Annotated in this window: 12 protein-coding genes; 5 read left to right on the plus strand and 7 right to left on the minus strand. The window is 38.6% G+C overall.

Annotation, left to right across the window (positions count from 1 at the left end; genetic code table 11):
- The 4 genes from H1P_RS34270 to H1P_RS34285 form a co-directional block, all read right to left on the minus strand.
- Positions 1 to 404: helix-turn-helix domain-containing protein (locus H1P_RS34270; protein ID WP_222427398.1), on the minus strand; the 404-nt coding region annotated here is incomplete at its 3' end.
- A gap of 463 nt (positions 405 to 867) precedes the next feature.
- Positions 868 to 1,377 (minus strand): pyroglutamyl-peptidase I family protein, encoded by a 510-nt coding sequence (locus tag H1P_RS34275; RefSeq protein ID WP_144876105.1) that lies wholly within the window; start codon positions 1,375 to 1,377, stop codon positions 868 to 870.
- A gap of 375 nt (positions 1,378 to 1,752) precedes the next feature.
- Complete coding sequence (locus H1P_RS34280; protein WP_144876107.1) at positions 1,753 to 2,130, minus strand: cyclic nucleotide-binding domain-containing protein; 378 nt, start codon at positions 2,128 to 2,130, stop codon at positions 1,753 to 1,755.
- A gap of 150 nt (positions 2,131 to 2,280) precedes the next feature.
- Positions 2,281 to 3,579 (minus strand): S41 family peptidase, encoded by a 1,299-nt coding sequence (locus tag H1P_RS34285; RefSeq protein ID WP_144876109.1) that lies wholly within the window; start codon positions 3,577 to 3,579, stop codon positions 2,281 to 2,283.
- 155 nt (positions 3,580 to 3,734) lie between these two features.
- Here H1P_RS34285 and H1P_RS34290 point away from each other — a divergent pair, with 155 nt between their 5' ends.
- Positions 3,735 to 4,973, plus strand: a complete 1,239-nt coding sequence (locus H1P_RS34290) for a sensor histidine kinase (protein WP_144876111.1) — start codon at positions 3,735 to 3,737, stop codon at positions 4,971 to 4,973.
- A complete protein-coding gene (locus H1P_RS34295; RefSeq protein ID WP_144876113.1) occupies positions 4,970 to 5,608 on the plus strand; it encodes a response regulator transcription factor in 639 nt (212 codons plus the stop codon). The genes H1P_RS34290 and H1P_RS34295 overlap by 4 nt, the downstream gene beginning before the upstream one ends.
- Before the next feature lie 83 nt (positions 5,609 to 5,691).
- Here the strand turns inward: H1P_RS34295 and H1P_RS34300 are convergent, their stop codons facing one another.
- On the minus strand, positions 5,692 to 6,786 hold the full coding sequence (locus H1P_RS34300; RefSeq protein ID WP_144876115.1) for a sulfotransferase family protein: 1,095 nt from the start codon (positions 6,784 to 6,786) through the stop codon (positions 5,692 to 5,694).
- Between the two features lie 216 nt (positions 6,787 to 7,002).
- Positions 7,003 to 8,391 carry an aspartate aminotransferase family protein gene (locus tag H1P_RS34305; protein ID WP_144876117.1) on the minus strand — a complete coding sequence of 463 codons (1,389 nt, stop codon included), beginning with the start codon at positions 8,389 to 8,391 and terminating at the stop codon, positions 7,003 to 7,005.
- A 179-nt stretch (positions 8,392 to 8,570) separates the two neighbouring features.
- Between H1P_RS34305 and H1P_RS34310 the strand changes: the two genes are divergently transcribed.
- Positions 8,571 to 10,199 (plus strand): cyclic peptide export ABC transporter, encoded by a 1,629-nt coding sequence (locus tag H1P_RS34310; protein WP_144876119.1) that lies wholly within the window; start codon positions 8,571 to 8,573, stop codon positions 10,197 to 10,199.
- Between the two features lie 31 nt (positions 10,200 to 10,230).
- Here the strand turns inward: H1P_RS34310 and H1P_RS34315 are convergent, their stop codons facing one another.
- The gene (locus tag H1P_RS34315; RefSeq protein ID WP_144876121.1) at positions 10,231 to 11,055 is read right to left on the minus strand and encodes an SDR family oxidoreductase; all 825 of its coding nucleotides are present in this window, start codon (positions 11,053 to 11,055) and stop codon (positions 10,231 to 10,233) included.
- An 87-nt stretch (positions 11,056 to 11,142) separates the two neighbouring features.
- Between H1P_RS34315 and H1P_RS38700 the strand changes: the two genes are divergently transcribed.
- Positions 11,143 to 11,781 carry a recombinase family protein gene (locus H1P_RS38700; RefSeq protein ID WP_246142072.1) on the plus strand — a complete coding sequence of 213 codons (639 nt, stop codon included), beginning with the start codon at positions 11,143 to 11,145 and terminating at the stop codon, positions 11,779 to 11,781.
- Between the two features lie 67 nt (positions 11,782 to 11,848).
- Positions 11,849 to 12,268 (plus strand): recombinase zinc ribbon domain-containing protein (locus tag H1P_RS38705; RefSeq protein ID WP_246142073.1); only part of this gene is annotated, 420 nt, incomplete at its 3' end.

The raw sequence follows: 12,268 nt of genomic DNA on the forward strand, positions 1-12,268 counted from the left end.
GCTTTGAATATCTCTTGCTCTAACTTATCTCCTTTATTATGTTGTGGTCTTGGAGTTTGCCATGAGTATTTGCACTTTTTTAGGTAATCCCAACCTCTCTGATTCCCAACTTTTTCTCTTCCTGTTTCTTTTTCTATCCAACGGGCTACTTTTGCTCCTGTCCAGATTCCCTCTTCTGCTGATGGTAACGATTCTAATTCTTGTTTCAACTTTTCCAGTTGCTCTTGAGTCAATAGAGATTTTCTCCCTCTAGTTGGTTTTTTAGGCTTTTTGTGACCATTTTTGACTGATTCCGATCCTTGTTTATTATATTTACTGACAATTTTTTGAGCATAATCATAATTTATCCCTACTGCAACCGCGCTATTTTTAATCGTCCATCCCAAAGATACTTTCCAAAGCAAGTGCCACCTTCTGGATTCTACTGAGTCTTTGCTCTTTAAGTATTTTCGCTTCAATTCCTCTGAGCTCTTATGCTTTACTAAATAAGCTTTTCTCGGCATTAATTTTTTTGGGTTACTTTTTGAGAATTATATCAGGTCTTTTATAATCGGATTTCGTATAATAAGTCAAGCCCGAAGATGGTATAAAGCCTCTCCATTTATGGAGAAAGAATAAAAACGCGCATCTTATGAAGTTGAATCCTCTTCCTTCAGGTAGAGGTATTACTCATTACTCTTTACTCACTATTCATTACTCGTGAATGATGTTTAACAACGTAAGGAAATTAATTGAAATGACTATAATTCGGATTTGGTATTACAATGATAATAGATTTATGACCATTCAAATCAAGTCTTGCATCTGACATGAATTGATATTTTATATAGGAAAAATACCTTTTTTATTGTGTAGCAAGTATCAATTTTATACGCCAGAATTTTCGGCTAAAAATTCTAAAATACTTGCAAAATCTGGTAAGATTATTTCTTGGTTATGGGTAGTCAAAACTGGAACATGAACAAAAATACAGGGAAGAGCTAAATTGTTTAATTGCAGGTAGTTTAACACTTGATAATATAGTTCTTCACAAACAAACTGACCCGCATCGTTACTAATAGAAGTATGAGATAATTGAGATACTAATTGAGTTAAATTAACTGTGGTTTGTAAGTAGCTTTCTTGGCATCTAGCATGAGATTCGATGGTTAATTGAAATCTTGATTCTGCCATACCACAACAAATAATTGCTGATGGTTGTATTTTCTTGATGATTGCGATCGCTTGTTTACTAGCAGTTTCTATTTCTACAGGAAGCTGTCTTAAATAGTAACAATTATATTTATTTTGTTTTTCTACAATATTTAATAAATCATCAGAAGAATTAGATTTTTGATGGGGTAGCCAAGTAGTAAAAGAGGTTAACAATATTGTCATAGTAGTAATCGATATTCCACAGAAAAATTTAGCAGAGTAAATAATATTGACGACAAGAAGAATTAAATAACTAAAGAATGTGACTTCCCTCGCTGGTAAGATTGCTAATTTGTTTGACTCCACCAAAGGAAACAATAGGTTTATTTGATACTTGTCTTTTATTTCTCAAACTAATTCTTCAGTCCCTTTTTAATTTCTGCGGAATGTCGGTTTGAGAGATATTATAGATTTCTTCTTGGGCATTCTTTCTCTTTCTCATCCCTCATATTACCTCTTGTTCATCTCTCAAAACAAACTTGATGAGCTACTAGCTTGGGTGTTGTTGTAATGAAAGAGAAATACCCAGTTACTTTAGAACGAGCGACCATACCCGCGCTAGATCGCAATCTTATGCCTCAAACGACGGAGACGGTCAGAATAACTTTTCATCACTTCCAGAGCAAACATAGGGGTTTGTTGCACGGCAAACATAAAATGTTCTCGATCTAAAAACGCTAAGAGGGAATCAGTCTTGGCGATCGCCCTGGAGTCTCTTTGGCGATCCAAGTGAATGAGAGAGCCTTCACCAAAAACATCACCTTTTTGAATTGTCTCTACTACCTTGCCATCAACCAAAATCTCTACTTCTCCAGAGATGATACCGTAAATCACATCACCACATTCTCCTTCTTGAAAAATAATCGAACCTGCTGAAAAAGTTTTAGGGGAAGGTGATTTTTGAAAAAGTTCTATAGTCTTGATTGGTTCTAACACTGCAATTGCCTCATCTAACTATAAACATTGTCAGATAACTGAGGGATTAGGTAAAGATTTAGTTAATTTTTGGTTAACATTATTGCATCACTTCTAACTCATAATTTTCTACTTCCTCATTTACTCCAGGCGTATCGTATGAAATAGCAGCTATAATTTTTTGGTAGTCGTTCTTTTCAATTGTTCTACTGCCTCTAAATATTGAATATCTTTCAAAGAGGTAGGTTCAATATCAGAATCCAACCAAGGAGAACTAGCTGCATTTACCAAGATATCTGGTTCGATTCCTGAATTGTGAATGTCTCGTTTATTCGGAGTAAGTAGCTTACCCAAAGTGACTACTAATGCCGAATCATCCGCCAGAGTTTCGATACCGTGGATTAATCCTTTTCCAGCAGTAGGATCGCCGACAATAATAGCTCGTTGCGAGTCTTGAAGCGTTCCTGCTAATAATTCTGCTGCACTGGCAGTTCCCTGATTGACTAATACGACTAATGGTTGCTCGGTAAGCTGTATTTCAGTAGAATTTAAAGGAGTAAAGTCGGCTTTGCTTACTGCCGTCCCAATTTCAGACTCTCCTAAAAAAAATCCAGCAATTTCTAGGGTAGCTGAAATAGAACCACCAGGATTATTGCGTAAATCGAGAATTAAAGCCTTTGCTTCTTTAAAATTATTGATTGCTTCTTTCATCTCTTGAGGAGAAGATTGCGAAAATTGACCGAGATGAATGTAACCAACTTGCATATTTTCTAGATCAATTGACTCAGTGCGAATAGTAGGGGTTGCTGCAATTATTTCGCGTTTTAGCTGTACATCAAAAGTCGAACCATCACGATCGACAGTTAAATTTACCGTAGAACCCTCTGTACCTCTCAGTTTCGTTGCTACTTCAGTCAGACTAATATTATTGGTAGCAACTCCATCAATGGCAGTTAGGAGATCGCCAGATTGCAAACCTTCCTCTGCTGCTGGGGAATTAGGCATGGGGGTGATAATTCTTAGTTGTTCGTCATCGTCATAATCTAAAGATAGCAATTCGGGTAAACCAACACCGACATAATCCTTACCGCTATTTTCGGCAAGGAAGTCAGCAAATTGTTTAGCAGTTAAAAAACGAGTAGCTGAGTCGCCAAGGCGGTTAAGTACAGAATCGATCGCCTCATAAGCTTCTTCTGATGTAGCGTATTGACGAGAAAGGGTTTCAGCTTTTACTTGCTGCCAATCTAATCCATTAAAACTGCCGTCCATATAGCTTTTTTCAATAATCTGCAATGCTTCAGTTACGAGTTTCTGGGGAGTTATTGAGGATTCATTGTCTGAAGCAAGAATAATACTCGATGTAACCGTATCTTTAGCAAATATATCTTTGATAACCGCTTCGCCGACAAGTAAGTCAAGAGCGCAAGCTAGTATAATACCGATTGGGAAAAACTTTAATAGATTCAACATAAGCTCTGTAAATCAAATTATACTTTACTTGACTAAAGTACCTGAGGCGAACAGTCTGTTTCCATAGCTTCAAGTCATCAAAAAAAATGACTTTTGTCATTTGTCGATTAAGTAAATTTTTGTAGAATTAGGCTCAATTGTGCAGAATAAAAATCATGGCAGCAAGCCTAAACTTATCAATCTCAAAAATTTTTCCTTCTATCCGTCGCACTCTGCAATATATAGAGTGGATACTCTTAACAGTTCATGCTGTTAATGTTTTGCTAGATCGCATTTTTTACCAAGGAATAAATGCAAATGCACTGCCAGGAGGAAATTATGGTGAATTTGTGGCTCTGGCTATCTGTGCTGGATTGAGCTTTGTCTGTCCTTGGGAAGGTTCGCGTTGGCAGCAACGAGCTTATATCGCCATGGAGATCTTGTGCCTAGTCGTGGCTCGTTACATTACGGTTTGGAATATTTGGGGAGGATGGGATTTACTTTTATATTTGATTCTCGCCAAAAGCTGTTTTCTGCTGCCCTATAAAGATACGATCGTTACCACGATTGCTACTGGGGTGGCTTGGCAAATTAGTTACGCCCTCACCATACCTATAGCGATTGAGTTAATGCGTACCAACAACGCCCTCGACATTTTAGCTGAGGATTTGTCCGATCCAAGGCGCATGATTGTGTCAGGTATAGCGGGCAGCATCACGACTTATTTAGCATTCAGCACGTTTATCTTGCTGTTATGTTTTTTAGTACTGGCAGAACAAAGAAGTCGTCAAAAAGCCATAGCCTTAGCAGCTGAGGTTGAAATCTTAGCTACCGATCTCGAACGAACTCGTATTGCTCGCGACATCCACGACTCTTTAGGACATACACTTACAACTCTTAATGTGCAGTTAGAAGTAGCTCAGACTTTACATTCTAAAAATCCAGATCGATCCTTACAGGCACTAAATACGGCTAAAAGCCTTGCAAATCAATCGCTTCAGGAAGTACGTCAAGCTCTCTCAACCATGAGAGAAGAAAATTTCGATCTCAATGCTGCTTTGAAACACTCGATCGAACAGATAAACTATAACAACAGGTTCATAATCGATGTGAGAACCGATCTACCAAAATTGCCGTTACAAGTTAGCCAGCAAATTCATCTCATCATCAAAGAAGGGCTGGTAAATATTCAAAAACATAGTCAAGCTTCTTCAATTAAGCTCTGGACTCAATCCACATCTGAAACAATTACACTGGGGTTATGGGATAACGGAGTTGGTTTCAATCCTCTGATGCCAAATTCTGGTTTTGGATTGAGAGGGATGCAAGAGCGGGTTAAACTTTTAGAAGGACAAATAAAGATTCATAGTACCCCAGAAAAAGGAACATTGATTCAAGTTACTATTCCACGATGATTCGGATTTTGCTAGCAGATGACCAACAGTTATTTAGAGAGGGGTTAGTTGCTCTGCTGTCTCTAGAGGAAGATTTACAGATTGTCGGGGAAGCTAATCACGGACAAGAAGCGATCGCCTTAGTGGAACAACTTCAACCCGATGTTATTCTGATGGATGTGCGAATGCCTATTTGTAATGGTGTTGAAGCAACTCGTGAAATTCATAACTTGTACCCCTGGATTCAGATTCTGGTACTAACAACATTTGACGAGGACGAGTATGTGTTTCAATCTCTCGAAGCTGGTGCATTAGGATATCTGCTCAAAAGTACACCTTATCAACAAGTTGCGATCGCTATTCGGAATATTCAGTCAGGTTATAGTCAACTAGGGCCAACGATTGCGCCAAAAGTATTTGCTCAGATTAAACCATCCGCTTCGGCTGACAACAAGAACGAGCGGGATTTATTTAATCAGCGAGAGTTAGCAATTTTGAGACTTTTAGGTTTGGGAAAAAGTAATCAAGAGATTGCCCAAGAACTGAAATTCGCCGAAGGCACTATTAAAAATCACATGACAAATATCTTCTGTCAATTAGGAGTGCGCGATCGTACTCAGGCTGCTCTTTGGGCATATCAAAATTTGCTAAAATAGCCCTACTTATAGCTTTTGTCTTTTGTTTCTCTCTGACATTATGAATCTAATTCGTTGGATGCTCATATCTGGTTAAATATAGCCTACGGCACTTTATAGCCCCATTGCTCAATAAATGGTTGCCAATGAGATTCAATCAGTTCGATTATCTTTGGTTGAAATGAATAGCTATTCTTCTGGTAACCTTGAATATCTGACAAATAGGTTTCAAAGCGGTCGCTGTTTTGTTCAAATCCTGGTAACTCCAGCGTCTGATAAATCTGCTCTATTGTTTTAAGGGGGTTAATTTCAAAATCTTCAAAGCGAATTTCCACAAAACTGTTAGCTGGTAAATCAGCACTATCTGACTGAAGTGCCTTCATCATGCGTGGATAGCTCTCTAAGATTAAATCATTGATTGGTAAGTTATCATAATTTTGCAAGGCAAATTCTGGCAACAGTCGGGAAAAAAAATGATGAGTTGAGTGAAATACTATATAGGGGTTGCGATAAATGTGAATAAATTTAGCCTTGGGCCAAATTTTTTTGAGTTTGCCGATATGTCCTGTATAAACTGGATTTTTAATCAGGAGTTGTTTTCCTTTTTGGTGAATAGATACTTTTTCTAATAAATGGATATGATAATTTTGCCATTTTTCTATGACTTGAGGATTATCTTCATCAAAAAATACACCGCGTTGAAAGTGACGCTGGAAACCCTTGGGAAAATAAAGACCGTGATAATAAGATGCTGCCCCCATACTAGCTAAGGGGATGGAATCCTCTTGAGGGGAATTGGGTTTAACTGCCACCTTATCAACATGACGATCTTCGGGCAGAGCTTTTTCGAGTAAAGGCTCAAAGAGCCTCACAATTCCTAAAATATTCCAGGGTAGTCCTGTTGCCAGTGGTGATATGTATCCAAATTCTGGAGACTGGCTTAAAACATTATGTAAATGGGTTGTACCAGAACGCCAGTAACCCACAATAAAAATAGGAGCCTGAATTGGGCTACGCCGTCCACGGGTTAACTCCATCAAAACACGCTCTAATGTAGAAAATGGCCAGAGTGTCAAGGCGATGGTCAAAGCAAATCCTATTTGGGAAAATCGCTTTGTAGAAAGAGCTCCATTAGTAGTTAGCAGCTTTAATAAAGTATTAGGATTACTTCCACATAGGGGATGAAATAAACTCGCCATACTGACTATCTATATTGATTGATTAATTACGTATAATGTGAATTGAAATTACTTTTGATAGAGCCTAAATCATCGTAAAAGAAAGCAAGTCTGCGTTACGAGAAGAGCGAGAATAATACCTATAGACTAAAATAGGTGAATCGATCTTTAGCTTATAGCTACGAACTAATAAGTCTAAAGCGAAGGTCATTCACATCAGGCGTTAATTAGATATTATTAACGTGTCTCGACTTTCATGCGAATTGCCTGAGTTGCCAAGGTCTTACCAAAATCCCAAACTGCACCAGGAACCCGATGGGCATCAGCAACCACATCCTTAACAGCATCAATAACCCAACGATGGTCATCTTCACTCAATATTAATGGTGGCATAAACTTGACAATATTCATGCCATGCCCAGCAACTTGAGACAGAATTCGATGGCGAGAGAACAAAGGCACGGTAATCATTTGAGAGAACAGTCCTTTATTAGCTGATTCCAGCATTTTCCATGACATTTTCAGTGACCAGCTACTGGGTTCGGCAAATTCTAGAGCTATCATCATACCCAATCCACGCACTTCTTTCAAACATTCATACTGCTCAGTAAGCGGTTTGAGATTAGCAACAATACTTGCTCCCATCTGGGCAGATTTTTCAATTAGTTTTTCTGACTCAAGAACTTCTAATGTGGCTAGTCCTGCTGCCATTGCCAAATTATTTTTACCAAATGTACTTCCATGAACAACTGCTCGGTCTAAACGGTTGAAGACTTTGTCAAAAATCCACTGTCGGCAGGCAACTGCCCCTACTGGAACGAACCCTCCTGAGAGAGCTTTTGCCATACAGAGAATATCTGGTTCAACCCCCCAATGTTCAACAGCCCACCATTTTCCTGTGCGACCCAGACCAGTTTGGACTTCATCAGCGATAAAAAGCGCACCGTACCGACGACAAAGTTCTACTGCTCCAGGTAGGTAAGACTCCTCTGGAATCCAGACTCCATGTCCTTGAATTGGTTCTGTGATAAAAGCAGCTACATCTTTACCCGCGAGTGCCTTTTCTAAAGCAGCTAGATCTCCGAAAGGAACCTCAATAAAATCTGGCAATAACGACCCAAAACCTTCTCGGAAATAGGGATCTCCTGTAGCAGAAAGAGAACCCAAACTCAGCCCGTGGTAGCCACCTTGACAGTAAACAATCTTGGAACGTCCAGTAGCGTAACGGCTAAATTTAATGGCAGCTTCCACAGTTTCGGTTCCAGAATTGGCAAAGAAAATTCTTTCCAAGCCATCTGGTACAACAGCAACCAGTCTTTCAGCTAGCAATCCAGAAAGTAGGGAGACATCTAACTGTACCAGATTTGGTAAGTCGGCAGTTAATACATCTTGTAGTATTTGGATGACTTGGGGATGATTGCGACCTAAAGCAAACACCCCAAAACCACTGAGCAGATCTAGGTAACGGTTATCGAGATCGTCAAATAGATATGCTCCTTCAGCCTTGACATAACGGCGATTAAAACCAATGGTCTTTAAAACTTGTACCATCTGGTTATTTAGGTGTTCCTCGTGTAGCGTAAAATTTTCCTGGCTGCGCTGTTTAATAAGTTCGCTAATTTTCATGAGTTGGTTTTTGTCTTGTAAGCGCGATAAACATAATTATTGATAATAGTAACCCTAAGTACTCTCTGCGTGATTACCAAATTCGAGGGGTTATTGCCTTTACGGTTCAATTGCGTAAAGATACGGAATATCGAAGACAGACAGTGTTTATTCTTAATGGTAACAATACTGAATTTTTTATGAATTTAATTTATTTTCTTTTACGTTATTCTTGGGGGATGATTGCGATCGCTATATTTGCAGGATTCCTTAGTGGTGGCAGTAGTGCTGGTTTAATTGCTTTGATTAGTCGTGCAGCATCTCGTGACCTTGGTTCTTCTTTGGCGATCGCAATTGGGGGTTTTGTGGCACTAGCAATAGTTGCTTTAATTACCAGTATCATTTCTCAAGTAATGTTGATTCGCTTATCTCAGAATGCAGTCTTGAAATTACGGATGGGCTTGAGTCGTCAGATTCTTTCCTCTGAGTTGAGCCATTTGGAAGAGTTAGGAAATCCCCGACTTTTGGCAACCCTGACAGAAGATGTTCAAACAGTTGCTGATGGTGTTTATCAGATGCCTTCTCTGTTCATCAATATAGCGATCGTTTTGGGCTGTATGGCTTACATCACTTGGTTATCCTGGTTGGTAGTAATAATGGTGATTGGTTTAGCAGTGGTGGCAATTAGCATTTGTCAATGGTTGTTGAACAGAGGAAAAAAATTGCTTGCCCTAGCTCGTGAAGATCAAGATGTCTTATTTAAGCATTTGGGTTCTATTACTCAAGGAATCAAGGAGCTTAAGCTGCACTATGGGCGACGCCAAGTCTTCCTAGAAAAACAACTGTTATCAACTGTCACTTCATTCCGTCGTCATAATGTTGACGGTTTGACCTTTTTCGCTGCAACTTCGAGCTTGGGTCAACTGATATTCTTTTTTGCGATTGGTTTTGTCATCTTCGTACTACCTAATCTACTGTCAATTACACCCCAAAGTCTATCGGGCTATCTTTTGACCTTCACCTACTTGGTATTACCAATGGAAAGTATCATTAGTAAACTTCCCCTGTTCAGTCGAGCCAGCATTGCATTGTCAAAAATTGAATCTCTGGGTTTATCTCTAGCTAGTCGAGCAGAAGTAGTCAAAGTGCCACCTCAGCGTAAGTCCTCTTGGCATTACTTACAATTCAAAGGTGTAACCCATACTTACCGCACAGAAGAACCAGCAAGTAATTTTATCTTGGGTCCAATAAATCTTCAATTTTCTCCTCAAGAAATAGTTTTTATTGTTGGGGGTAATGGTAGTGGTAAATCGACCCTTGCTAAACTCATTACTGGTCTTTATATTCCCGAAGCTGGAGAGATCGTCTTTGATGGCGAGCCAATTACAGAACAAAATCGAGAATGGTATCGCCAAAATTTTGCAGTGGTTTTCTCAGACTTCTACTTGTTTGAAGACCTGTTAGGACTAGAGGATAGCAATTTGGATACTCAAGCCCAAAAGTATCTTAAACTGCTTCAGCTAGACCATAAGGTAAAAGTAGAACATGGCAAACTTTCTACCACCGCACTTTCTCAAGGACAGCGTAAACGACTAGCTTTACTCACAGCCTATTTAGAAGACCGACCAATTTATCTATTTGATGAGTGGGCAGCCGACCAAGATCCTGTATTTAAAAAAAGCTTTTACTGTCAATTGTTACCACATCTACGCGCTCGAGGCAAAACTATACTGGTAATTAGCCATGATGACCATTATTTCCATGTAGCAGATCGGATTATTAAACTGGACTACGGTCAAATTGAATATGACAAGGATTTACACCTATAAGCAACAGAAAGCTCTGGAATTCTCTTAACAATTAACCAAAAATAATTTCAGGATAAATAAACTTCATTCCAGCATCTTTAATCTTTTGATTCGATAACCTGGTATTGTAGGAACGAGTCGAATCTTTGGTTGCATCCCAAGTAATACCAGACATATTATGAGTAGTAAATAAACGCTGAAAAAATTCACCAGTAGTCAAACATTCATCACAAGCTAAGTTATAAATACCGTCTAATTGTTTGTCTCTGGCTACTTCAATAGCATTTACTATGTCCTCTAAATGAATCCAGTTACTATAGTCATCTCCTTTACCTGGACGAGTTGTACCAGACCAACGACGAAAGATTTTAATTAATTCTCTACCTTCGCCGTAGATACCAGCTAAACGTAAAATACAGACCTTGAGTTTTTCTGACCTTGCTGCTAGTAAGATATCTTCTGTTTCTGCTAAAATTTTACCGCCATCGGTTACAGGATTGGCGGGGATAGTTTCATCTGTCCATTGTCCTTTTCTATCACCTAATACCCCATAACTTCCTGTATAAATAACTTGTTTGACGCTGTTATTATTTTGTAGTGCAGTAACTAAATTAGTAGCGGTTTCTGAATAGCTTTGACGATAAGTATCTTTTCCTTTTGCACCAACGGAAAATAATACTACTTCTCGATCCTTAATCGCATGAGAAACAGCACTTAGATCGCTGCCTTCTACTATAGCAACGCGATCGGCTATGGGAGATAATTTTGCTACCTTCTCTGGGGTAGTAGTAGTTGCGGTAACTCGATGACCGTTTTTTTGCCAGAGACGCGCTACCTGACTACCTACATAACCACAACCTAAAATTAAAGTATTCATTTGTTTAACGTTTACCGTATATCATCAATCATCTACCATATATCATTTATCAATGTTCACTGATCGCTGTTTACTTATAACTGTTTAATGGCAAACATTGCTTATCTTTATATCGATCCTTTACTAGAGTCTGCTGCGGAAGCTTATAATTGGCAACGGAAAGTGGATTGTGTGTATCAAGATTTTGGTCAACGTACTGAATTGCAGAAACTGATAGCAGATTGTCAGGATAATCCTCCAGAGTACCTCTTGCTACGTCAAATAGAAGAATTGGGGGATACTGTCGCTGAAATATGCGATCGCCTTAAGCTGCTAGAATCATTAGGAGTGGATGTGATTGCCGATTTACAAAATTATCAATCTTCTGCTTGGCAAAAAAGAGAAATCACTGAAATAAAAGCAGATTTAAGCAAATTACTCCAAAGTGTTACTAAAAGTAAACTTATTAACCGTCTCAAGCAAGGACACGCCCGCAATCGTCTCAAAACTTTGCCCCCTCCTGGTAAAGCACCTTATGGCTATCGCCGAGGACAGGATAAGTATATTATTGATAAGAGTACTGCACCAGTAGTTAAAGATTTTTTTGAAAGATTTATCTTATTTGGTTCGCTTCGGGGTGCTGTTAGATATTTAGAGAAAAGATACGGTAAAAAAATTGCGCCATCTACGGGGAAAAACTGGTTAACCAATCCTGTATATCGGGGAGATTTAAAGTATAAAAAATAACGAGATAATATCTAATACTCATACCGCAATTTTAGATCGTGAATCCGCAGCCCAAATAGATCGTTTATTGCGCCGTAACAGTCGTTTAGCATCTCGTACAGCCAGCGCACCACGTTCTTTAGCAGGATTGGTTACCTGTCAGCAATGCCAGTTTTCTATGACAATATCCCATGTTACTCAAAGGAATAAAAAACAGGAATATCTTTATTTACGCTGTCATGATTGTCCTCAAAATCCTAAATGTAAAGCGATTAATTATCAAACATTTTTAGAACAAACTATTACTAAAATTTGTCGAGAATTACCTCAAGCAGTAGCCCAATTACAACAACCCAATTTTAAAGATATTAAGCAAAATATCGAACAAGAAATACAAACAAAAAAAGATATTTTATCTCACATATCAACATTACTAGCTCAAAATATTTTAGATGAGGAAACTGCTAATATACGCCGTTATAAAATACAAACTGAAATATCTACTCTC

It is taken from the genome of Hyella patelloides LEGE 07179 (genome assembly GCF_900659865.1).
GTDB lineage: Bacteria > Cyanobacteriota > Cyanobacteriia > Cyanobacteriales > Xenococcaceae > Hyella > Hyella patelloides.

Coding starts and splice junctions, on each gene's coding strand:
- H1P_RS34275 (WP_144876105.1), bottom strand. CDS start 1,377: ATGACAATATTGTTAACCTCTTTTACTACTTGGCTACCCCATCAAAAA.
- H1P_RS34285 (WP_144876109.1), bottom strand. CDS start 3,579: ATGTTGAATCTATTAAAGTTTTTCCCAATCGGTATTATACTAGCTTGC.
- H1P_RS34290 (WP_144876111.1), top strand. CDS start 3,735: ATGGCAGCAAGCCTAAACTTATCAATCTCAAAAATTTTTCCTTCTATC.
- H1P_RS34295 (WP_144876113.1), top strand. CDS start 4,970: ATGATTCGGATTTTGCTAGCAGATGACCAACAGTTATTTAGAGAGGGG.
- H1P_RS34300 (WP_144876115.1), bottom strand. CDS start 6,786: ATGGCGAGTTTATTTCATCCCCTATGTGGAAGTAATCCTAATACTTTA.
- H1P_RS34305 (WP_144876117.1), bottom strand. CDS start 8,391: ATGAAAATTAGCGAACTTATTAAACAGCGCAGCCAGGAAAATTTTACG.
- H1P_RS34310 (WP_144876119.1), top strand. CDS start 8,571: ATGAATTTAATTTATTTTCTTTTACGTTATTCTTGGGGGATGATTGCG.
- H1P_RS34315 (WP_144876121.1), bottom strand. CDS start 11,055: ATGAATACTTTAATTTTAGGTTGTGGTTATGTAGGTAGTCAGGTAGCG.
- H1P_RS38700 (WP_246142072.1), top strand. CDS start 11,143: ATGGCAAACATTGCTTATCTTTATATCGATCCTTTACTAGAGTCTGCT.